This window comes from Bradyrhizobium sediminis (genome assembly GCF_018736085.1).
Classification (GTDB): domain Bacteria; phylum Pseudomonadota; class Alphaproteobacteria; order Rhizobiales; family Xanthobacteraceae; genus Bradyrhizobium; species Bradyrhizobium sediminis.
The window spans coordinates 459,574-482,104 of sequence record NZ_CP076134.1; the positions used below are offsets into that span (position 1 = coordinate 459,574).

19 protein-coding genes are annotated in these 22,531 nt (G+C 63.7%); 9 read left to right on the top strand and 10 right to left on the bottom strand.

Annotated elements, in window-relative coordinates:
- Both KMZ29_RS02265 and KMZ29_RS02270 read right to left on the bottom strand, forming a co-directional pair.
- Entirely contained in the window at positions 1-243 is a 243-nt protein-coding gene (locus tag KMZ29_RS02265; protein ID WP_215622290.1) for a hypothetical protein, read from the bottom strand.
- 274 nt (positions 244-517) lie between these two features.
- The gene (locus KMZ29_RS02270; RefSeq protein ID WP_215604528.1) at positions 518-910 is read right to left on the bottom strand and encodes a response regulator; all 393 of its coding nucleotides are present in this window, start codon (positions 908-910) and stop codon (positions 518-520) included.
- 196 nt (positions 911-1,106) lie between these two features.
- Between KMZ29_RS02270 and KMZ29_RS02275 the strand changes: the two genes are divergently transcribed.
- The 6 genes from KMZ29_RS02275 (at position 1,107) to KMZ29_RS02300 (ending at position 7,159) form a co-directional block, all read left to right on the top strand.
- Positions 1,107-1,502, top strand: coding sequence for a flagellar biosynthesis repressor FlbT (locus KMZ29_RS02275; protein ID WP_369810155.1), 396 nt, complete (start codon positions 1,107-1,109; stop codon positions 1,500-1,502).
- 507 nt (positions 1,503-2,009) lie between these two features.
- A complete protein-coding gene (locus KMZ29_RS02280) occupies positions 2,010-4,760 on the top strand; it encodes a hybrid sensor histidine kinase/response regulator (protein ID WP_215622291.1) in 2,751 nt (916 codons plus the stop codon).
- 57 nt (positions 4,761-4,817) lie between these two features.
- Positions 4,818-5,291 (top strand): chemotaxis protein CheW, encoded by a 474-nt coding sequence (locus KMZ29_RS02285; protein WP_215622292.1) that lies wholly within the window; start codon positions 4,818-4,820, stop codon positions 5,289-5,291.
- Positions 5,292-5,335: 44 nt separating this feature from the next.
- Positions 5,336-5,713 carry a response regulator gene (locus KMZ29_RS02290; protein WP_215622293.1) on the top strand — a complete coding sequence of 126 codons (378 nt, stop codon included), beginning with the start codon at positions 5,336-5,338 and terminating at the stop codon, positions 5,711-5,713.
- A gap of 234 nt (positions 5,714-5,947) precedes the next feature.
- Entirely contained in the window at positions 5,948-6,829 is an 882-nt protein-coding gene (locus KMZ29_RS02295) for a CheR family methyltransferase (RefSeq protein ID WP_215622294.1), read from the top strand.
- Between the two features lie 3 nt (positions 6,830-6,832).
- On the top strand, positions 6,833-7,159 hold the full coding sequence (locus KMZ29_RS02300) for a PilZ domain-containing protein (RefSeq protein WP_215622295.1): 327 nt from the start codon (positions 6,833-6,835) through the stop codon (positions 7,157-7,159).
- A gap of 31 nt (positions 7,160-7,190) precedes the next feature.
- On the opposite strand, the gene KMZ29_RS02305 is transcribed toward KMZ29_RS02300, so the two are convergent.
- Positions 7,191-7,550 (bottom strand): hypothetical protein, encoded by a 360-nt coding sequence (locus KMZ29_RS02305; RefSeq protein ID WP_215622296.1) that lies wholly within the window; start codon positions 7,548-7,550, stop codon positions 7,191-7,193.
- A gap of 159 nt (positions 7,551-7,709) precedes the next feature.
- Here KMZ29_RS02305 and KMZ29_RS02310 point away from each other — a divergent pair, with 159 nt between their 5' ends.
- Positions 7,710-8,345, top strand: a complete 636-nt coding sequence (locus tag KMZ29_RS02310; RefSeq protein ID WP_215622297.1) for a response regulator transcription factor — start codon at positions 7,710-7,712, stop codon at positions 8,343-8,345.
- 42 nt (positions 8,346-8,387) lie between these two features.
- Here the strand turns inward: KMZ29_RS02310 and KMZ29_RS02315 are convergent, their stop codons facing one another.
- Complete coding sequence (locus KMZ29_RS02315; protein ID WP_215622298.1) at positions 8,388-11,897, bottom strand: PAS domain S-box protein; 3,510 nt, start codon at positions 11,895-11,897, stop codon at positions 8,388-8,390.
- Positions 11,898-11,966: 69 nt separating this feature from the next.
- Entirely contained in the window at positions 11,967-12,401 is a 435-nt protein-coding gene (locus KMZ29_RS02320) for a response regulator (protein WP_215622299.1), read from the bottom strand.
- A 257-nt stretch (positions 12,402-12,658) separates the two neighbouring features.
- On the opposite strand from KMZ29_RS02320, the gene araD reads away from it, so the two are divergent.
- Both araD and KMZ29_RS02330 read left to right on the top strand, forming a co-directional pair.
- Complete coding sequence (araD, locus tag KMZ29_RS02325; RefSeq protein WP_215622300.1) at positions 12,659-14,395, top strand: L-arabinonate dehydratase; 1,737 nt, start codon at positions 12,659-12,661, stop codon at positions 14,393-14,395.
- Between the two features lie 99 nt (positions 14,396-14,494).
- Positions 14,495-15,214, top strand: a complete 720-nt coding sequence (locus tag KMZ29_RS02330; protein WP_215622301.1) for a ribonuclease activity regulator RraA — start codon at positions 14,495-14,497, stop codon at positions 15,212-15,214.
- 18 nt (positions 15,215-15,232) lie between these two features.
- On the opposite strand, the gene KMZ29_RS02335 is transcribed toward KMZ29_RS02330, so the two are convergent.
- The 5 genes from KMZ29_RS02335 to KMZ29_RS02355 form a co-directional block, all read right to left on the bottom strand.
- Positions 15,233-17,389: a S9 family peptidase gene (locus KMZ29_RS02335; protein ID WP_369810156.1), complete on the bottom strand. Its 2,157-nt coding sequence runs from the start codon at positions 17,387-17,389 to the stop codon at positions 15,233-15,235.
- A 234-nt stretch (positions 17,390-17,623) separates the two neighbouring features.
- On the bottom strand, positions 17,624-18,811 hold the full coding sequence (locus tag KMZ29_RS02340) for a pyridoxal-phosphate-dependent aminotransferase family protein (RefSeq protein ID WP_215622303.1): 1,188 nt from the start codon (positions 18,809-18,811) through the stop codon (positions 17,624-17,626).
- Between the two features lie 198 nt (positions 18,812-19,009).
- On the bottom strand, positions 19,010-19,852 hold the full coding sequence (locus tag KMZ29_RS02345; RefSeq protein WP_369810157.1) for an LssY C-terminal domain-containing protein: 843 nt from the start codon (positions 19,850-19,852) through the stop codon (positions 19,010-19,012).
- A 66-nt stretch (positions 19,853-19,918) separates the two neighbouring features.
- Positions 19,919-20,644, bottom strand: a complete 726-nt coding sequence (locus tag KMZ29_RS02350; RefSeq protein ID WP_215622305.1) for a thermonuclease family protein — start codon at positions 20,642-20,644, stop codon at positions 19,919-19,921.
- Positions 20,645-21,323: 679 nt separating this feature from the next.
- Positions 21,324-22,493, bottom strand: coding sequence for an IS110 family RNA-guided transposase (locus tag KMZ29_RS02355; protein WP_215620307.1), 1,170 nt, complete (start codon positions 22,491-22,493; stop codon positions 21,324-21,326).
- Positions 22,494-22,531: the final 38 nt, after the last annotated feature.

Here is a 22,531-nt window from a genome sequence, read left to right on the forward strand (position 1 = left end):
TCAGTAGAGGTCTTCCACGAAGGCCCGAACGCGGGACGAGGGCCGCAGCGTCCTGGTCTTGGCCTCGGCCGGGACGATCGTGATGGTCCACCGCGGCGGAACGCTCGACTTGCTTTCCAGCACCGATCGCACGTAGCCCGTGACCGCCGACCCGTCGGATCTGGCCGTTGCGGTGCGGCCGTTGAACTGCGCGATGCGAAAACGCCGGACTTCTTTCTGGTCGGTCGTTTCGAACGTAAACATCAGGTTCTCCTTTGTTTACGCAAATATCGTCGCTTATCGTTATCCGTGTGTGAAAATCATAAACCGTAGAAGTACTGCCGCACGCCCGGCCGCGGCGGCAAAGAGCGAGATCGGCCTCGGCGGTCCGCAGTGCAAATCCGCGCAGACCGAGGATGAAGATCAGGAAAATGCCGGGGAGTGATTGAACCTGCTCAGCGTCCGGATCGGGCAGCGGCGGACGGTTGCCGTCCAGTCGCCCGTGCCTTGGTTAGGTGCTCAAGATCGCGCGAGAGGACTATTCGGCCGACCCCGGAAACACCGCTTCCATCTTGGTCTTCAGCGTGGCGGCGTTGAACGGCTTGACGATGTAATTGCTTACGCCGGCCTTCTTGGCGGCAATGACGTTTTCGGTTTTCGATTCCGCGGTGATCATGATGAAGGGCGTTTGCGATAGCTCCGGGCTGGCGCGGACTTCCCTGAGCAGGTCGTAGCCGGTCATCGGCTCCATGTTCCAGTCGGAGATCACCAGGCCGTATTTCTTGCCCTGCATTTTGGCGAGCGCGGACGATCCATCGCTGGCGTCGTCGACATTCTCGAAGCCGAGCTGCTTGAGCAGGTTGCGGATGATCCGGATCATGGTGTTGTAGTCATCGACCACCAGGATCGGCATCGATAAATCAAAGGCCATGTCATCTACTCCGCGCGGTTCGCAAATTGCCGGACACGGGTGAGACACTCGCGGCATGCGAAAGGGAAACTTCGATGCATTTTGTAGCGAATTCGCACCCGTCAGCCTATAACAACTACCAGCGGTCATTGAACAGCGCGTTAATTCAGGTAAAACACCACGCGCGTTGCAAGGTGCCCGTAGTTTTACGGCTTCGATCGAGGCCGAGGTTGGAGAAACTAGATGCCGGGCCGCGAGGGCGAACCAGCCGCTCATACTGGGGCTTGACCTCATCAATTCCGGTACCCGCACCTCATTTGCGATCGACGGCGAGGCGCCGATCCTTCGCGAGAGGGATACCGTAACTGCGGAGACCGCCAACACGCCGGTCAAGCGGCTCTATTTCTGCGTTCAGATGATGTATCTGAAAAACGACGATCCGCGTTATCGGACTCAATATCTCGGCCTCATCAGGGATCTGCGGGCCGGCCTTCCGGGGGCGGGCGAACAGATCGATGCCGTCAACACCCATGTTGCGAGCGGCGCGCTCTACAAGGCGCTCAAGGAAATCGGGCATATGATGAAGCGCGAGCAAGAACTGCAGGCGGCCTGAGCCGCCCGGCGCCCGCCTTGCGCGCCGGATCATTGTCCGGACCGGATCGGTGCCGACACTCCGGCGCTTGCCGGAACACCGAAGCCGGCCGGCGGGCCGTTCCGGCTTCCCGCGATCCGATCGAGATCGCCGGCTCCCGCATTCCCGGCACCGCCTTCCAATTCCCCGGGATGGCCGGGGCCAGCCGATCAAGCGCAAGGACGAGTTGGTTGTGGCCGATGTTCGGGGCAACCAATGTCATTCGCGTTTACCCCGTCTTCATCTCGCCCTGTAACCAATGTGTTTGGTTCATCCGTATTCGCACGGAGACCAAAATTAACGTGGTTGTGAAACCGGCAAGGTTACCGATTGCAAGGACGAATATCCGCTGAACGCGCTTAAGCGACGCCACCGACCCAATCCGATCCGCGCCGCTCGATAATGAATACCGGTCGCTGGGGCCGTTGAAGATCTGACGCGAAATACGGTTGACGGTCGCCCGCAACCACACTTGGAAGGCGTATTCTGATGGACGATCTGTTGCGGGAGTTTTTGACCGAAACCAGCGAGAGCCTGGATACGGTCGACAACCAGTTGGTGAAGTTCGAGCAGGATCCGAACAACGCCAAGATTCTGGATAATATTTTCCGGCTGGTCCACACCATCAAGGGCACCTGCGGCTTTCTCGGCCTGCCGCGCCTCGAAGCGCTCGCCCATGCCGGCGAGACGCTGATGGGCAAATTCCGCGACGGAATGCCGGTCACCTCCGAAGCCGTCTCGCTGATCCTCTCCAGCATCGATCGCATCAAGGAAATTCTCGCAGGGCTCGAGGCCACCGAGGCCGAGCCCGAGGGCACCGACCAGGATCTGATCGATCCCTTGGTCGAACTGAGCATGCGCGCCTTCGAGCCGGAATCGCCAGCGTCGGCTTCGCCGATCGCGTCAGCGTCGGCTCCGCCGATCGCGCCGGCCGCTGCCATCGCCGATGCTCCCGCGGTGGCGCAGGGCACGCTGGTGCCGCAGGTGCTGGAGCGTCCGCTGCGTCCCGGCGAAGTGTCGCTGGATGAACTGGAGCGCGCGTTCCGCGAGACCGCCATCGAGGCCGCGCCTCCCATGGCGCCCGCGCCCAAGCCCGCGCAGCACGCTGCGCCAGCGGAAGAGAAGAAGCCGGCGGCGAAGAAGGCCGTTGCCGAGAAAAGAGCTGCTGCCGATCCCGAGGCAGCCGAAAATTCCGTCGCCAACCAGTCGATCCGCGTCAACGTGGACACGCTGGAACACCTGATGACGATGGTGTCGGAACTGGTGCTGACCCGCAATCAGCTGCTGGAGATCTCGAGGCGCAACGAGGACACCGAGTTCAAGGTGCCGCTGCAGCGGCTGTCCAACGTCACCGCCGAACTGCAGGAAGGCGTCATGAAGACGCGGATGCAGCCGATCGGCAACGCCTGGCAGAAGCTGCCGCGGATCGTGCGCGACCTTTCCGGCGAACTTAACAAGCAGATCGAACTGGAGATGCACGGCGCCGACACCGAGCTCGACCGCCAGGTGCTCGATTTGATCAAGGATCCCCTGACGCACATGGTGCGCAACTCGGCCGACCATGGCCTGGAGACCCCGGCCGAGCGCGCCGCGGCCGGCAAGCCCGAGCAGGGCACCATCCGGCTGTCCGCCTATCACGAAGGCGGCCACATCATCATCTGCATCGCCGACAACGGAAGAGGCCTCAACACCGAGCGGATCAAGGCCAAGGCGGTCGCCAACGGCCTCGTCAGCGAAGCCGAACTCGAGAAGATGACGGAAGCGCAGATCCACAAGTTCATCTTCGCGCCCGGCTTCTCGACCGCAGCCACCGTCACCTCGGTGTCCGGCCGCGGCGTCGGCATGGACGTGGTGCGCACCAATATCGACCAGATCGGCGGCACCATCGACGTCAAGTCGGTGGCCGGCGAGGGCTCGTCCGTCACCATCAAGATCCCGCTGACGCTCGCCATCGTCTCGGCGCTGATCGTGGAAGCCGCCGGCGACCGCTTTGCCATTCCCCAGCTCTCGGTGGTCGAACTGGTGCGCGCCCGCGCCAATTCCGAGCACCGCATCGAGCGCATCAAGGACACCGCGGTGTTGCGGCTGCGCAACAAGCTGTTGCCGCTGATGCACCTGAAGAAGCTCTTGAAGATCGACGACGGCTCCTCCTCCGATCCGGAGAACGGCTTCATCGTGGTGACGCAGGTCGGCAGCCAGACCTTCGGCATCGTGGTCGACGGCGTGTTCCACACCGAAGAAATCGTGGTCAAGCCGATGTCGACCAAGCTGCGCCACATCGACATGTTCTCCGGCAATACCATCCTGGGCGATGGCGCCGTGATCATGATCATCGATCCCAACGGCATTGCGAAAGCGCTCGGCGCCGCAGGTTCAGCCTCCCACGAAATCGCCGACGAGAACGCCGCGTCCCGCGCCAGCGCCGCCGAGCAGCTGACCTCGCTGTTGGTGTTCCGCGCCGGCTCGACCCAGCCCAAGGCGGTGCCGCTCGGGCTCGTCACCCGGCTGGAGGAGCTGGCCACCGACAAGATCGAACTCTCCAATGGCCGCTACATGGTGCAGTACCGCGACCAGCTGATGCCGCTGGTGCAGATGGAAGGCGTCAGCGTCCAGAGTTCCGGATCGCAGCCGATCCTGGTGTTCGCCGATGACGGCCGCTCGATGGGGCTGGTGGTCGACGAGATCATCGACATCGTCGAGGAACGGCTCAACATCGAGGTCGCCGGTTCCAGGGATGGCATCCTGGGCTCGGCCGTGATCAAGGGCCAGGCCACCGAAGTGATCGACGTCGGCCACTTCCTCCCGATGGCGTTCGCCGACTGGTTCTCCCGCAAGGAGATGCGCCCCTCGGTATCGGCGCAGTCGGTGCTGCTGGTCGACGATAGCGCGTTCTTCCGCAACATGCTGGCGCCGGTGCTGAAGGCTGCGGGCTACAAGGTGCGGGTGGCGCCCAGCGCCCAGGAGGGCCTCTCCGCGCTGCGCTCGGGCCAGGCCTTCGACGTGGTGCTGACCGACATCGAGATGCCCGACATGAACGGCTTCGAGTTCGCGGAAGTTATCCGGGCCGATGCGCATCTGAGTTCGGTGCCGATCATCGCGCTGTCCTCGGTGGTGTCGCCGGCGGCGATCGAGCGCGGCCGGCTGGCCGGCTTCCACGACTACGTCGCCAAGTTCGACCGCCCCGGCCTGATCGCCGCGCTGAAGGAACAGACCGCCGAGATCTCCAGGGCTGCGGCATAAACAAGTTTAGCCGGACGGCATGAACAAGTTCAGCCTCGGGCCTAAAGGAAGAAGACCATGACCGACAAGACCCAGAGCACCGAAGGCGCCGTCTCCGAATACGTCACCGCGATGATCGGCGGCCAGCTGTTCGGCTTGCCGATCTCCCGCGTCCAGGACGTGTTCATGCCGGAACGGCTGACCCGGGTGCCGCTGTCGTCGAGCGAGATCGCCGGCGTGCTCAATCTGCGCGGCCGCATCGTCACCGTGGTGGACATGCGCGCCCGGCTCGGCCTGCCGAAGAACGACGACGGCAAGCCGCCGATGGCGGTCGGCGTCGACCTGCGCGGCGAATCCTACGGCCTCCTGATCGACCAGATCGGCGAGGTGCTCAAGCTTAACGACGACGGCCGCGAGGAAAACCCCGTCAACCTCGATCCCCGCATGGCCAAGCTCGCCGGCGGCGTGCATCGCCTCGACGGTCAGCTCATGGTCGTCCTCGACGTCGATCGCGTTCTCGAAATCGTGCCCAAGACCTCGCTTGCCGCATAGCTCGAATTGCCGTTGCAACCGCCCAGCTGGGAGAAATGGCTAAAATGAAGACATGTCTGGTCGTCGATGATTCCAGCGTCATCCGCAAGATCGCGAGGCGCATCCTGGAGGAGATGGATTTTCAGATCATCGAAGCCGAGGACGGCGAGAAGGCGCTCGAGGTCTGCAAGCGCGGCCTGCCCGATGCGATCCTGCTCGACTGGAACATGCCGATCATGGACGGTTACGAATTCCTCGGCAATCTGCGCCGAATGTCCGGCGGCGCCGCGCCCAAGGTGGTGTTCTGCACCACCGAAAATGGAATCGATCATATCGCGCGCGCCATCGATGCCGGCGCCAACGAATACATCATGAAGCCGTTCGACAAGGACATCGTTGCGGCCAAGTTCCAGGAAGTAGGCCTGCTCGCGGTGCCGGTGTAGCCGGCACCGTCGTTTCGTAAGTCTGTATTGGGTTGCGTCGGGTAAAGATATGCGTGCTGCACCAGCTGCCGGGGGAAATCCCCGCCAAGACTGCATTCGGAGAGGCGACTATCCGCATTGCCGGATCTCTCGCCTGCGATCGGCGCACCCAGCCTTGCTGACGGGCCTTCCCGATACGCCGCCCTCGTCCGGCGATATCAACGCAATTTTCCCGATCCGCTTGAGAGGCCGCCAGTGACCCCGTCAGATTACGAATACCTGCGCAAGCTTCTCAAGGACAGTTCCGGTCTCGATCTGTCTGCCGACAAGCAATATCTGATCGAAAGTCGGTTGCTTCCGCTTTCGCGGAAGACAGGCCTGTCCGGCATCAGCGAACTCGTGCAGAAGATGAAGGGAGGATCCGCATCTCTCATCTCCCAGGTGGTCGAGGCCATGACCACCAACGAGACGTTCTTCTTTCGCGACAAGGTTCCGTTCGATCATTTCCGCGATTCGATCATGCCGGAGATCCTGCAGGCGCGCGCGAGCCGCAAGAGCATCCGGATCTGGTGCGCCGCCGGTTCGACCGGTCAGGAGCCGTATTCGCTGGCGATGTGCCTGAAGGAAATGAGCGCCGCACTCAGCGGCTGGCGCGTGGAAATCGTTGCGACCGATCTGTCGCAGGAAGTGCTCGAGAAGTCGAAGGCGGGAATCTACAGCCAGTTCGAGGTGCAGCGCGGCCTGCCGATCCAGATGCTGGTCAAGTATTTCAAGCAGACGGGGGAGTTGTGGCAGCTCAATGCCGATATCCGCGCGATGGTTCAGCACCGGCAGCTCAATCTGCTGCACGACTTTTCCCAGCTCGGCGTCTTCGACGTGATCTTCTGTCGCAACGTCCTGATCTATTTCGATCAGGACACCAAGATCAACATTTTCAACCGGCTTGCCAGGGCGACCGAATCGGACGGCTTTCTGGTGCTGGGCGCTGCGGAAACCGTGGTCGGGCTGACCGATGTCTTCAAGCCCTTTCCGGACCGGCGTGGTCTGTACCGGCCCAACGGTGCGCGAGCGACGCCGGCAAAGCTGCCGGCCGCCGGCGCGGTCGCTCCGAAGGTCGCTGCGATGGCGGGGTTGTGACGAATGGCGGACGACGCCAAAGCACCTGAACGCGTGACTTTCAGCCGCGGCTATGGCGTCTGCATCATGGGCATCGACGGGACCTGGCGCCGCGACTGCCTGCTCAACGCCATTTCCGACAACGACGCCATCCTCACGGTCGAAGGCTCCATCCAGGGCCTCAATCTCAAGGAGTTCTTTCTGCTGCTGTCGTCGACCGGACTCGCCTATCGGCGATGTGAACTCGTTCGCGTCAACGGCGCCGAGATCGACGTCTCGTTCCTGAAGGGAAAGCACAGGAAGAGAAGACCGGGCGCGTCGTCGGCGCAGGATGCTCTCGCCGAATCCTGACGGCAGCGGCGGCAAATTGCCGGAAGTATCGCTATCCGGTGCCTTTCAGCTGCGGCCGGTTCGCCCGGTTCGGGAGGCGGTCGCTTCCCGCGAAGCCGCACGCACCGTGGTTTGACGGCCTGGCATCCAGCAAGAAGCGCAGGGCGGCGCCAAGACCCGCGTTGCAGGTATGCAGGGCATCGCTCGCTTTTACGTAGCGAGGTGTGACGTCATCCAGGACAACAACGTTGGCGGCAGCTTCCTGGTGGCCGAGAGCCGTTTCCCTTGCGAGCGTCGCTTCGAGCATGCTGGCCTGGACGTGCTCGATCAGCGACACCAGTTCCGAGATGATCGAATGATGGCCGCCATCTCGAACGTCGGACTGGATCGAAGCTCCTGCGGCCTTCTGCATGACCGCTCTCCTTCGCTCCGTTCTACGTCCGTGCCGCTACTTGTGCGTTAAGTCCTCGTCCCGTACAAATACGGTGGGCTTAAATCTGTACTGCCTGCAGTCTGGTGCAGTGCTGTGCGGTGAGTGTGCGTCTTTTTTCACGATCGATGGACATGGCACATGGCTGAGAATCCTGCTCCCCGAGGTGAGATTTTCGTGGTCGACGACGATCCCGCCGTCCGTGAGACGCTGTCGATGGTGCTGTCCGCAGGGGGCTACCAGGTGATTTGCTTTGCGGACGGCGCCGCGCTGTTGGCGGTGGCGCGGACGCGAACGCCCGCCTGCATCCTGCTCGACGTGCATATTCCCGGCAAATCCGGCCTCGATATTCTGCGCGAACTTCACGGCGAAGACTATCCCGCACCGATCTTCATGATCTCCGGTCAGGGCGACATCGCTATGGCGGTCAGTGCGATCAAGAATGGTGCGCTGGACTTCATCGAAAAGCCGTTCCGCGGCCGCGAAATCGTGGCCCGGCTGGACGAGGCGATCGGGGCATATGCACGCCGCCAGGCGGAAAGCTCCGCGTCGAAAATCGCATCGCTGCATTTTCCGGGACGCGAACCGTTGACGCGGCGCGAACGCGAGGTGCTGGAGCAATTCACGTTGGGCGCTTCCAACAAGGAAGCCGGGCGTCATCTCGGAATCAGCCCGCGCACCATCGAGGATCATCGCGCCAACATCATGAAGAAGCTCGGCGCGAGGAATGCCGCCGATCTCATTCGTATCGTGATGACCGCATCGCGCAGTTCCTGACCGGCGGCCCGTCAGATCCACGCCTGCGCCGGTGCGCGGCCCTTAACCGTCGAGCGCTTTCCGGATCATCGCGGCCATGTCCGACTTGCGATACGGCTTGGCCAGCAGCAGGACGCTGGAGTCGAGCCGGCCGTGATGGATGATTGCATTTTCGGTGTAGCCCGAGGTGAAGAGCACCTTCAGGTCGGGCTTGGTCTGTTGCAGTTCGTTGGCGAGTTGGCGGCCGTTCAGGGCCCCGGGCATGATCACGTCGGTGAAAAGCAGGTCGAATTTGTTGCCGGCCTCGACGATCGCCAGCGCCTCCGCGGCATTCGCCGCATCCAGCGTGACGTAACCCAGGGAATGCAATTGCGTCAGCACATAGTCCCTGACCAGCTTGTCGTCCTCGACGACGAGGATGGTCTCGCAGCCGCCTTGCACGGCGGGTGCGAGGCCGACATCGGAAGCGAGCAGGGCTCCGGTGGCCGGCGGCAGATACATCTTGATCGTGGTGCCGTGGCCCTCCTCGCTGTAGATCATGATGTGTCCGGCGGACTGCTTCACGAAGCCATAGACCATGCTGAGGCCGAGGCCGGTGCCCTTGCCGGGCTCCTTTGAAGTAAAGAACGGGTTGAATACCTTGTCGAGCATGGCGGCGGGGATGCCGGTTCCGGTGTCGCTCACGGCGATCAGCACGTAGCGTCCGGGTCGCACGTCGCTGTGCATGTTTGCGTAGCTTTCGTCGAGAACGGCCGTGCTGGTTTCGAGGATGAGCTTGCCGCCGCCGGGCATCGCGTCGCGGGAGTTGAGCGCGAGATTGAGGATGGCGGTGGCCAGCTGATTGGGATCGACCGTCGCCATGCACGTTTCGTCGTCGAATACCGATTCGATCTCGATCTGCTCACCCAGCGTCGGCCGCAACAGTTTGGCGGTGTCGATGATCAGCGTATTGACATCCGTCTCCCGCGGCTGAAGCGGCTGCCTGCGGGCGAATGCAAGCAGATGCTGGGTGAGATCCGCGCCTCGCGACGCGGCTTCGTCGATCATCCTGGTGATGGCGGCGAGTTGCGGCTCCTTGGCGACCGCGTCGGCCAGAATTTCGATGGTGCCGGTAATGACCGTCAGGATATTGTTGAAGTCATGTGCAATTCCGCCGGTGAGCTGGCCGACCGCTTCCATCTTCTCGGCCTGGCGAATCCGGTCTTCCGCCGCGATCTTGTCGGTCAGGTCGCGGATGAATCCGTTGAACACGACCCCGTCACGGCGCCGCAACGCGGTGATGCTCAGTTCGACCTTGACCTCTCTTCCGTCGCGTCGCAGCGCTTCGATCTCGATACGGCGTCCGAGGATCGGGCCTTCTCCGGTGCGCAGGAAGCGCTCCATACCCGCATTGTAATCGGCACGATGGGTCTCCGGAATGATCAGGTCACCGAGCTTTTGCCCGAGCGCTTCGCCGTGCGACCAGCCGAAGATCTTTTCCGCCTGGGAATTCCAGTTCCGGACGCGGCCGCTCTCGTCGATCTGGACGAAAGCGTCGAGCGCGGTATCGATGATGCCGCGCGCCAGTTGTTCGCTTTCGCGCAGTGTTTCCTGGGCCCGGCGGCTTTCGGTCATGTCGCGGCCAACGAAGAAATACCGCCTCACCGGCTCCGACCATGTGCCCATCCACGACAGCGTCACGATCCGCCCGTCCTTGTGGAGGTAGCGTGAATCGGTGTTTCGCGCGCGTTTTCCGCGACGGGCCAGCCGCATCTCCTCGCGGCTGATGTCGAGGTCGTCAGGGTGGAGGAATTCGCTGGCGTTGCGGCCGATCATTTCTTTCGGCGTAAATCCCAGAATGGCCTCGGAGCTCGGGCTCACCTGAACCAGAACGCCCCTCGGATCGATCACCAGGATCAGGTCCTGGGAAGTTTCGAAGATGCGGCGGCGCTCCTCGATCTGCTGGCGGAGCGCGTGCTGGGTTCGCCTGTTTTCCGTGATGTCGCGGGCGGTCTTCGATGCGCCGATGATCTGCCCCGACGGCGACTTGATCGGCGATATGCTGAGCGAAACCTCGACGGTGCGGCCATCCTCGCGCAAGCGCTCGGTTTCGTAATGCTCGATCGTTTCGCCCCAGCCGATCCGGCGCAGGATGTCATGCACCTCGGCGGTGCGGGTGGGCGGCACGATCAGATCGATGCTCTTGCCCACCGCTTCGGCCGCGGAATATCCGAACAGCCGTTCGGCGGCCGGGTTCCAGCCGGTAATCGTGCCGTCGAGGGATTTCGTCACGATGGCGTCGTTGGAGGACTCGACGGCGGCGCTGAAAAGACGCTCGCGCGCGGCGTGGTGGTCGCGCGCGGCTTCGGTGCGGCGGTGGTCCTGAACCTCGCGTTCGAGTGCGGTGGTTTTTGCATTGGCTTCGTCGATCACCCGCGCAAACGCCCGTGCGAGCACCCCCGTCTCACCGCCCGCATCGACCGGAATGGCGGCCGGTCCTCTGCCGCCGGCCCCCTCGACGGCCGCCGTCAATCGAATGATCGGCCGGGTCAGCGACCTCGCGATCAATACGGCGAGCACGGCCGCGCACAGCACCGCGATCAGTCCGACCAGTGTCGAGCTGTTCTGGATCGCCGCGGCCGGCGCCATGATGACGGCGTTGGGGACGCTCTCGATCACGCCGACCCATTCCCTGCCGGCCAGAACCGCGGGAGCCAGGGCTACACCGCCCCGCCGTCCGGCGCGATCCGCCACGGCCCGCGCCACCACTTGTGTCGTTCCGGGCAAATTTGCCAGGTCCGGCAGGTCGGTCTGCCAGTTGGCCGCCGTGCCGACCTGCGAGCCGAATTCCCGGGCCGGATCGGGGTGAACGAGATAGTCGCCGCGGCCGTTGACGACGTATATCGCTCCACCCTGCTGCGCCGATGACCGGACGCGATCCAGCGCCGGCCGCATGTCGACGTCGACGATGACGATACCGAACGGTTTGCCGTCGGGCGCGAAAACCGGCGTCGCGACCCGCAGCGTCGGAACATGCGGTGTCTCGACTGTGCCGTTCTCCTCGTTCAGATCGATCGACGAGACGTATGTTTCACCTGGATGCAGCCCGATCGTGTTCTTGAAATAGGACCGGTTGCCGGCTCGCTGCAAATCCGCATCGGGTGCGATCCGAACCGCTCCGTTCGGGCCTGAGCGATCGACACGGACGACTTCACGCCCGTCGTTTTCGATTCCGATGATGCGGAATCGCGAGTAAACAGGCTTGGCTTCGAGTTCAGCCGAGAGACGTTCTGCGATCCGTTTGAGCCACGCCGCTTCGGAGGTGCCTCCGACGGGATCGATGCCGCCCGCCAGATGTCCGCGGATGAACGCATTCAAGCCGGGCGCAGACCGATAGCTGGCGACATCGCCACGTGCCCCCGCCGCGTGGGATTCGAGATCGGCCGCAACCAGCCGCGAATGCGTTTCGATCCGATCGAGGGCGCGCGGCAGCAGTGCTTGCTCCAGATTGCGATAGCTCAGCCACCCGACTGCGGACACCGCGATCGCAACCAGCAATATCATGGCGATGGATAGTCTGGTTGTCAGCGTCATCTCTGGTTTCGCACCATTACCATGCCGTCGGCGCGCACAGCTGAACGGAACGGGCAACGTCGTTTGGCATCACAGGCCGGAAGCGACGTCACCGGTTGCGATGGATGATGACGATGGACGTTTTGCTGCCTCGAGACAACCCGCAACGGCCGCCAGCAAGGCGGCCGGTTTGAAGGGCTTTTGCAGGCTCCTGACCGCGCCAAGCTTGGTCGCCATGGCCAGGAAATCCGGCCCCGAACCGGCATCCCAGCCGACCGGATTGCCGGAGATGACGATGACCGGGATCCGCGGCTGCTGTTGTTGAACCAGCCGCATGGTTTCCAGGCCGTCCATTCCCGGCATGAAGATATCCAGAAACAGCAGGTCGAAATCTCCGGTTTCGAAAATCGCCAGCCCTTTGCGGCCATCGCCGGCGACGACAACGCTGTGGCCGGCCCGTTCCAGCAGAAGCCGGATGGTCGCTTGCACTGCACGATCATCGTCCACGACCAGGATCTTTGCCAAGGCGCTTCGAATCCAGAATCAGGTCAACAGCAAGTTGAAAAAGATTCGCCGAATTCGCGTTCCTGCGCAAGCACTTCCGGGGGCGGGGGATCTGCCGCTGCTGTTGAAGACGATCGCTGGCATCGCCTCATCCGCCCGGTTCGGCGCCGACAACGGAGAGATTGCCGGGCCGGGGGGTGATTCGCTCACCCGGAACGGGACTTGCTCCGCATGGAGCGCCTGTGAGATGACCCGTGGGGTCTCGAACAGGTGTGATCATGGAAAAAAAGAAAAGCCCGGAAACGCTCCGCAGCGCGCGCTGGTTCGCGCCCGACGATCTCCGCGCCTTCGGCCACCGCTCTCGCGCGATGCAGATGGGCTATGCGCCGGAGGAGTGGAAGGGCCGCCCGGTGATCGCGATCCTCAACACCTGGTCGGACGCGCAGCCTTGCCACATGCATTTCAAGAGCCGGGTCGACGACGTCAAGCGCGGCGTGCTGATGGCGGGCGGCTTCCCGATGGAATTGCCGGCGCTGTCGTTGTCGGAATCCTTCCTGAAGCCGACCACCATGCTCTATCGCAACATGCTCGCCATGGACGCTGAGGAATTGCTGCGCGGCCACCCGGTCGATGGCGTGGTGCTGATGGGCGGCTGCGACAAGACCACGCCGGGCCTGCTGTTAGGTGCCACCTCCATGGGCCTGCCGACGATCTATCTGCCGGCCGGGCCGATGCTGCGCGGCAACTGGAAGGGCAAGACGCTGGGCTCCGGGTCGGACGCCTGGAAATACTGGGACGAGCGCCGCGCCGGGAAGATCTCAGACAAGGACTGGGTCGATGTCGAGGCCGGTATCGCCCGCAGCTACGGCACCTGCATGACCATGGGCACCGCCTCGACCATGACCGCGATCGCCGAATCGATCGGCATGACGCTGCCGGGCGCCTCTTCGATTCCCGCCGCCGACGCCGGCCACATCCGCATGGCCTCGGAATGCGGCCGCCGGATCGTGGAGATGGTGTGGGAGGATCTGACGCCGCAGAAGATCCAGACCCGCAAGGCGTTCGAAAACGCCATCACGGTGGCGATGGCAATGGGCTGCTCGACCAATGCGATCATCCATCTGATCGCGCAGGCACGCCGCGCCGGCCAGGACATCGGGCTCGACGATTTCGAAACCGCCAGCCGCAAGGTGCCCGTCATCGCCAATGTGCGGCCCTCAGGCGACAAGTATCTGATGGAGGATTTCTTCTATGCCGGCGGCTTGCCCGGGCTGATGAGCCGGATCAGGCAGCATCTGCATCTCGATGCCATGACCGTGACCGGCCGGACGCTCGGCGACAACATCGCGCGCGCCGAAGTCTACAACGACGACGTGATCCGCACCGTCGAAAATCCGATCTATGCCGAGGGCGCGCTCGCCGTGCTCAAGGGTAACCTCGCCCCGGATGGCTGCGTGATCAAACCCAGCGCCTGCGAGCCGCGCTTCCTCAAGCACAGCGGCCCCGCGCTGGTGTTCGACGATTACCCCGCGATGAAGAAGGCGGTCGACGATCCAGATCTCGACGTGACCGCCGATCACGTCATGATCCTGCGCAATGCCGGTCCGCAGGGCGGGCCGGGCATGCCGGAATGGGGCATGCTGCCGATCCCCACCAAGCTGGTGAAGCAGGGCGTGCGCGACATGGTGCGGCTGTCGGATGCGCGCATGAGCGGCACCAGCTACGGCGCCTGCATCCTGCATGTGGCGCCGGAATCCTATGTCGGCGGCCCCCTGGCGCTGGTGAAGAACGGCGACCGCATCACGCTCGATGTCGCTGCCCGCACCATCAATCTCGATGTGCCGGAAGCGGAATTGGCAAAACGCCGCGCCGAATGGAAGCCGCCGGAAACGCGCTACGAGCGCGGCTATGGCTGGATGTTCACCAGGCACATCAAGCAGGCCAATGAAGGCTGCGATTTCGATTTTCTCGAAACCGGATTCGGTGCGCCGGTTGGCGAACCGTCGATTTACTAACACCGTCATTCCGGGATGGTCCGAAGGACCAGACCCGGAATCTCGAGATTCCGGGTTCGATGCTTCGCATCGCCCCGGAATGACAAGGGGATGGAAACCATGACCATGCTCAGCGACGCGACCCGCAACAAGCTAAAAACCGTCTCGACCGCCACGGTCGCGACCGCGCTGTTCAAGCGCGGCTTCCGCACTCAGTGCATTCAGGACGTGCATCCGCTTTCTCCCGATCAGCCGACGCTGGTCGGCGAGGCCTTCACCTTGCGCTACATGCCGGCGCGCGAGGATCTCAACAAGCTCGACGTGTTCCGCGACCGCTCGCATCCGCAGCGCAAGGCTATCGAAGACTGCCCGCCCGGCGCGGTGCTTGTCATGGACAGCCGCAAGGACGCCCGCGCGGCGTCGGCCGGCGCCATCCTGGTGACGCGGCTGATGCAGCGCGGCGTCGCCGGCGTCGTCACCGATGGCGGCTTTCGCGACTCCGCCGAGATTGCAAGACTCGGCTTCCCCGCCTTTCACCACCGGCCAAGCGCGCCGACCAACCTGACGCTGCATCAGGCGATCGAGATCAATGGCCCGATCGGCTGCGGCGACGCGCCGGTGTTTCCCGGCGACGTGATCCTCGGCGACAGCGACGGCGTGATCGTGATCCCGGCGCATCTCGCCGACGAGATCGCCAATGAAGCCTTCGAGATGACCGCGTTCGAGGATTTCGTCACCGAACAGGTGCGCCACGGTCGCGGCATCTTCGGGCTTTACCCGGCGACCGACGAGCAGACGCTGATCGATTTTGCCGTTTGGAGAAAGATGAAGGGGCGGTAGTCCTTGGCTTCTCCCGGGTTACGAAATTGCCTCGCCCTTCTCCGCCATTCCCACCGCCCACAGCGCAAACGCGTAGGCGATCGCGACTTCATCGAGCCGGTTGAAGCGGCCCGAGGCGCCGCCGTGGCCGGCGCCCATATTGGTGCGCAGCAGCACCGGGCCGCCGCCTCGCATGGTGGCGCGCAGCCGCGCGATCCATTTCGCCGGCTCCCAATAGGTCACGCGCGGATCGGTCAGCCCGCCCATCGCCAGGATCGCCGGATAGTCCTTCGCCGCGATGTTGTCGTAGGGCGAATAGGACAGGATGGTGCGAAAATCCTTTTCGCTCTCGATCGGATTGCCCCATTCCGGCCATTCCGGCGGCGTCAGCGGCAGGGTGTCGTCGAGCATGGTGTTGAGCACGTCGACGAACGGCACCTCGGCGACGATGCCGGCGAACAATTCGCCGGCGCGGTTGGCGACCGCGCCCATCAGCATGCCGCCGGCGCTGCCGCCATGGCCGACGATGCGTTTTGCGCCCGTGTATTTCGCTTCGACCAGCGCGCGGGCACTCGCTGCAAAATCGTCGAAACTGTTGGTCTTCTTCTCGCGCTTGCCGTCGAGATACCAGCCCCAGCCCTTGTCGGCGCCGCCGCGGATATGCGCAATGGCATAGACGAAGCCGCGGTCGACCAGCGACAGCCGGTTGGCGGAGAACGAGGCCGGCATCGCCATGCCGTAGGAGCCGTAGCCATAGAGCAACAGCGGCGCGGTGCCGTCGCGCTTGAGGTCCTTGGCGTGCAGGATCGACACCGGCACCAGCGCGCCGTCATGCGAGGGTGCCATGATGCGGGTGGTGACGTAGTCGGCGGGGTTGTGGCCGGACGGAATTTCCTGGCGCTTGCGAAAGGTTCGGGTGCGGCTTGCCATGTCGTAGTCGTAGACTTCCGACGGCGTCGTCATCGACGAATAGGCAAAGCGCAGATTGGTGGTGTCGAATTCGTAGCCGCCCATGGTGTCCAGCGAATACGCCGCCTCGTCGAAGGCGATGGCGTGCTCCTCCGAAGTCTTGAGATCGCGGATGATGATGGCGGGCAGCGCATTGGCGCGTTCCAGCCGCACCAGGTGGCCGCTGTAGAGTTCAATATCGAGGATATAGATGCCGGCGCGGTGCGGAATCAGGTCGCGCCAGTTGGCGCGCTCCGGCGAGGCCAGCGGCGCGGTGACGATCTTGAAGTCGATGGCGTCATCGGCGTTGGTGAGGATGAACAGTTCATCGCCGCGGTCGGTGACCGAGTACTGCACGCCATCCTCGCGCGCCGCGACCACGCGCGGCGGGGAAGCCGGATCGGCGAGATCGACCAGCCGCTGTTCGGAGGTCTCATGATCGCCGCCTGATATCACGCAGAAACGGCCGCTGGTGCTCTCATGGATATGGGTGAACCAGCCGGCATCGTGCTCTTCATAGACCAGCACATCGTCGGCCTGCTTTGTGCCGAGCCGATGCAGCCAGACCTGCATCGGGCGGTGGTTGTCGTCGAGCTTGACATAGAGGAAGGCTCTGCTGTCCGCGCTCCACACCACCGTGCCGTCGGTCTCCTCGACGAGGTCGTCGAGGTCGCTGCGATCGGCCCAGTTGCGTATCCGGATCGTAAAATATTCCGATCCCTTGATGTCCGCGCTCCAGGCCTCCAGCTTGTGGTCCAGCGAATGCCGGCTGCCGCCGAACTTGAAATAGTCGTGGTCGGCGGCGAGCTTGTCGCCGTCGAGCACGATCTCGGTCTCGCCGCCGCCTCGCGGCATGCGGCCGAACATTTCGTGCTGCCCGCCCTCGCGGAACTTGCGCAGATAGGCGTAAGGACCATCCGGCGCCGGCACGCTGGAATCGTCTTCCTTGATGCGGCCGCGCATTTCCGCGACCAGTTTTTTCTGCAAGGCAGCGGTGTGGCCGAGCAGGCTTTCGGTGTAGTCGTTTTCCGCCTCGAGATATCTTCGGATATCGGGGTCGAGGATCGAGGGATCGCGCAGCACCTCCTGCCATTTGGCATCCTTCAGCCAGGCATAATCGTCGACGATGGTGATGCCATGGGTGGTGAAGGAATGCGGCCGGCGCGGCGCCGCCGGCGCGGGCGTTGAAGTCTTTCCTTGCGTCACTTGGTCCTCGTTCGGTTCCGCTGAGATCGCGGCTCGACCCATCATATCGGTTTCAAGCCAGCGGATTGCCAGAACCGCCGCCATTACGCCAGAGGGACGCCTCATCCTTGAGGAGTGCGCCTCTTGGCGCGCGCGTCTCGAAGGATGAGTAACACGGGCCTCATGGTTCTCCCGGCGAGGCGAAGCATCGTCCGGAGACGGCGCAAGAGCGCCTCCTCACCATGAGGGGAGAGAGCGCCTAGCTATCCGCTTGCCCCGGCGCCAGCGCCGAACACTTTAAGGGCTCACACTTTCCCCGAGCCAGTCGATCGCGGCTTCGGTGCCGCCCTTGCCGTGCGGAATACCGAGCGCATTGAGGCCGACCTCGATGACCCCGAGCGTGCCCAGGATCATCGGCGCGTTGACGTGCCCCATATGGGCGATCCGGAACGCCTGGCCCGAGAGTTCGCCGATCCCGACGCCCAGCACCACGCCGCATTTATCCTTGCAGTAGCGCTGCAGCGCCACCGGATCGTGGCCGTTGGACATCACCACGGTGGTCACGGTGTTGGAGCGTTCGTTCGGCTCCGCGACGTTGAAGCCGAGCACCTGGCCCTCAGCCCAGACCGCGACCGCGCGGCGCACCGCTTCGGCGAGCAGGCGATGGCGCTGGAACACGTTCGGAAGCTGCTCCTCGAACAGCATGTCGATGGCCTGGCGCAGCGCGAACAACAGATGCACCGGTGCTGTGCCGGCATATTTCTGGTAGTGCTCGCTGCCTTCGCGCTGGGTCCAGTCCCAATAGGGGGTGCGAAGTCCGGCCGTCTTGTGCACCTCGCGGGCGCGGTCGTTGGCAGCGACGAAGCCGAGGCCGGGCGGCGCCATCAGGCCCTTCTGCGAGCCGGACATCGCGACGTCGATGCCCCACGCATCCATCTCGAACGGCATGCAGCCGAGCGAGGCCACAGCATCGACCATGAACAGCGCCGGATGACCGGCCGCCTTGATCGCCTTGCCGATCGCCTCGATGTCGTTATAGGCGCCAGAGGCGGTATCGACCTGCACCGCGAGGATCGCCTTGATCCTGTGATCCTTGTCCTGCCGCAGCCGCGCCTCGACCTCGGCCGGGCGGATGGCGCGGCGCCAGTCCCCCTTCAGCACCTCGACTTCGACGCCCATCTCGGCGGCAGCATTGCCCCAGCCGATCGCGAACCGGCCGCTTTCCAGCACCAGAATCTTGTCGCCGCGCGACAGCACGTTGGTGAGCACCGCTTCCCAGGCGCCATGGCCGTTGGCGATATAGATGTAGGAGCGGCCCTTGGTGGCGAACAGTTTCGACAGATCGCGCAGCAGGCTGTCGGTCATGCCGATCATCTGATCGGAATAGATGTCCAGCGCCGGACGATGCATCGCCCGCAGCACTTCGTCGGGCATGGTGGTAGGCCCGGGGATAGCCAGAAATTCCCGGCCCGCGCGAACGGTCATTTTCTTGTTCCTTTTTGGGTCTGCTCTAGGAGGGGATGCAGGGGAATGAAGGGAAATTCAAGTTGGAATAGGATGATAATAGATTGAACCCGTCATTGCGAGGAGCGAAGCGACGAAGCAATCCAGCTTTTTTCTTCGCGCTGTAAGCTGGATTGCTTCGCTGCGCTCGCAATGACGGCGGTTATGGCGCGCTCCCCGCTATTTGCGCAACGCCCCGGCCACCGCCTGCCAGACCTGATCCTTGATCTCGGTCGCGGTCGGGCTCGGAATCACGACGGCGGGGCCGGTGCGCTTGCGGCAGGCCTCGACCAGCCGCAAAATCCACACCTCGCCGTCGGTGTAATAGGGATCGCCGCCGCCATTGCGCCCGGCCATGGTCGGCCCGACGCCGGTGACCTGGTATTTCGCCTGCACCATTCCGGCCGCCTCCAGATCGGTGGCGAGAAATTTCCGCTCGGCGTCGACATCGGCGTCGATGTGATGGGTGACGGCGCCGGTGTAATGGCTGACGCCGACGCCTTTGTCGAAGGCGGCGTCGCCGAGCCAGACCGGCCGCTTTTCCTCGCCCTGGTCCAGTACCTTCCAGAACCGCACATGATGGCGGTGATCGGCGCTGCGTCCATCCGGCTTTTCGAAGGCGAGGTCCTCGCGGCGGCCGAGGTAATAGAGATTGCTGACCGGCGCGTCGTGATAGGGGCGGTCGAGCAGCACGCTGCCGGCGATTTCGACCGATGATTTCAGCGTGATCGGGTCGGCGGGATACCAGCCGGCGGCGTGCATGGCGCACAGCACGTCCTTGGTGTCGCCGACCAGCCCGACATTGATCGGATCGCCGGGAATGCCCTGCGCGGTCTTTGTCACCATCGGCAGATCGGCGAGGCCCTTCTGGTGCTCGTAATGGGTCCAAAGCGCCGGCAGCACGAGATAGGCGACAATCGCGTAGGCGGCGACCGCCGCAAGCGCAATCAGCGCCGCGCGCTTCAGCCGCCGGTGTTTCGGTGCGGCCTTGGGTTGCACGATATCGGTGTCGGTCACATCCAGCGCTCCGCGATCCCGGATTGCTCCGCAATCCCGGATCGCGAAGCCTAGCACGATTGGGCAATCGCGCTATCGCCGCGTCTCGCGGCAGCCGGCGGCTTCGGCGTCCTCGACCGAGCAGAACCAGCGCGTGCCCTTGCTGACTTTCATCTGGATCTTGGCGTACCAGCGGCTGGTAGGCTGGTGATAGATGCATTCGCCGGAGCGGTTGACGTTGCCCTTGATGGTGCAGTCCGGCGAGGGCGCCACCGGCCCGGACGCGGACGCCAGCAGGATGGCGCGTGCGTTTTCCGGCGGGTTCACGGCGCCGAGAATGGCGGTCTTCTTGTTGCGGACGCGCCAGTCCCACGGCGCGATGAACGCGCCCTGCCACATCCCGGCCTTGGCCTCGCGCGCGGCCTTCTCGTCCGCCTCGTAGTCTTTGGAAAAGCGCAGATAGGCCAGCGCCCAGCCGTTCGCCACCATCCATTTCTGGATGTCCTCGCCGCCGACCTCGCAGCGCGCCACCTGGCGGCCGCGGCGGTCGGTCTGCCTGACGTGGCAGGCCCAGCTCTTGCCGCCGGCATGCTTGATCAGTTCGTCGCGCGCCACGACCCCGCAGGTCCAGCGCTCGCCCTTGGTGTTGAGGCAAAGTTGGTCCGCCGCCGGCGCGTCGATGCCGCCGAGCCGGATCCGGGCATGGCCGATCTGGATGTGATCGCCCTCGCGGATCCTGGGAACCCCTGAAATGTCGGCGGCGCCGGCGATGGCGGGCAGCAGCAACAGAACGAGCGCGGGCAGGAATTTCATCAACATGCAATCAGGTCGCATCAAAGAAGCGAATCGTTATCAGCGTACCCGAAGATTGTGGTGCGGATTGGGCTCGCGTACCAGCGCTGACGCGCCGCGGGCGCTTTCAACTTTTCGCTACCGTCATTGCGAGCGGAGCGAAGCAATCCATGGGGCCACAAGGAAGGTGGATTGCTCACATGGGGAATGTGTGTGTCAAGGATGAGCAGTCACCTTTTTGTTCGACTGCGGCCACCTTTCCGTCCCGACCGTGGGCTGTGCAGGATGACGCGCGCAGATCAAGTCAAGGCCGGCCCGTTAGGGCCGCCGCGCAGCGGCTTGGCCTTGAGTTGAGCGAGCACGTCATCATGCTTGGTGCGTCGGGCACGACAGGAGCTCCTGGTGTTGGCGGTTCCGTCAGGGCATCTGCAATCCTCGCAGTTACGATCCAGGGTTCGAGCCGGTTCGGCGATCTGGGTTGCTTGCCAGATCAAACTCACATTCGGTCGTCGCTTGATGCGACTGCACCAGGATTCCGCTTGCGGCGGGCAGGCTCGAGAGGACGAGACCATTCTTCGTTGCGGCGTTTGAAGCCATGCAATCCATCGGTTCGTCCACCCGGATCTTCCGAGGCTGATCGGGCCTCGGCAGATGGGTTATGGTTGTTTCGTTGCGTCCGGGGCTTGCTGTTGGGCTCGGTTCTGGATCAGGCGGCGGGCTTCATCACGGCCTCCTCGAGGATGACGCCCTGGGTGACATACTTCCACAACGCCACGAGAAGCTTGCGCGCCAGCGCCACGATCGCGCGCTTGCGGCCTTGCGGGCTTCGCTCCTTGAACCAGCGCGTCAGGGCCGACTGCGGCTGGTGACGTACCCACAGCCAGGCGAGCTGGATCATCGTGGTCCGCAGCCTGGGATTGCCGGCCTTCGACACGCCTTGCTCGTGTCGGATGCGTCCGCTTTGCCAGGGCGTTGCCGCAAGGCCCGCATAGGCGGCGACCTGGCGGCGGTTGGCGAACTGCCGATAGAACGCCTCCGACCAGAGCACGGCGGCGAAGTTGGCGCCCACTCCCTTCAAGGCGAGCAGCATCGTGACCGGGTCCGGCGCGGCCTTCTCGCTTGCAGGCATTCTCGCCGCCGCCAGCAGGGCTTCCTGCGCGGCCTCGACCGACTTGATCTGGTCCAGAAGCAGCTCGATCCGATCGAGCTCGCGGCCGATCTGAGCCTTCAGATGCGACGGCAGCTCCCGTCCATCTCCGGTGCGCAACGCTTCAAGCCGCGCCCGCCGGTCGCGCCGCAGCGGTCCGTAGTCGGATATCCCCTGCGCGAACAGAAGCCCCTTGATCCGGTTCACATGCGTGACGCGCTCCTCGATCAATGTCCGCCGTTCGCGGCAGAGCCTCCGGCGATCCTCCTCCTCGGGCGAGGGCGCAACCACCATCGCGCAGACCCGCGGCTCGCCGCGCTTGTAGGCCAGAAGCGCCCGCAGCAGCGTCTCGCCGTCGAGCCTGTCCGTCTTGGCCCGCCTGCGCCGCCGCGGCGTCGCGATCGAAGCGGGATCGACCACGTGGCTCTCGATCCCCTCCTGTTGCAGAACGCGGTGGAGCCAGAACCCATCCAGCCCGGCCTCCTGGATCGTGATGATCGGATAGCTTTGGCCGGTCCGGACCTCCGCCTTGCGCTTGAGCTCCGCAAACAGCGCCAAAAGCTCGGCCACATGGCCAGCTGCGACGCTGCGCTTGGACATCTTTTCGCCTTTGCCCGGCGACAGCGACGTCACCAGCCAATTCGAACGGCTCAGTTCCAACGACACAAAAATTGCGCCAATATGCGTGCGGATAGCGGTCGGTTCGTCGGAAGGATGATCGAGCAACATCGTCGTCTCCAGGTTGAGTGGTTTCAGCAACCTCAGTC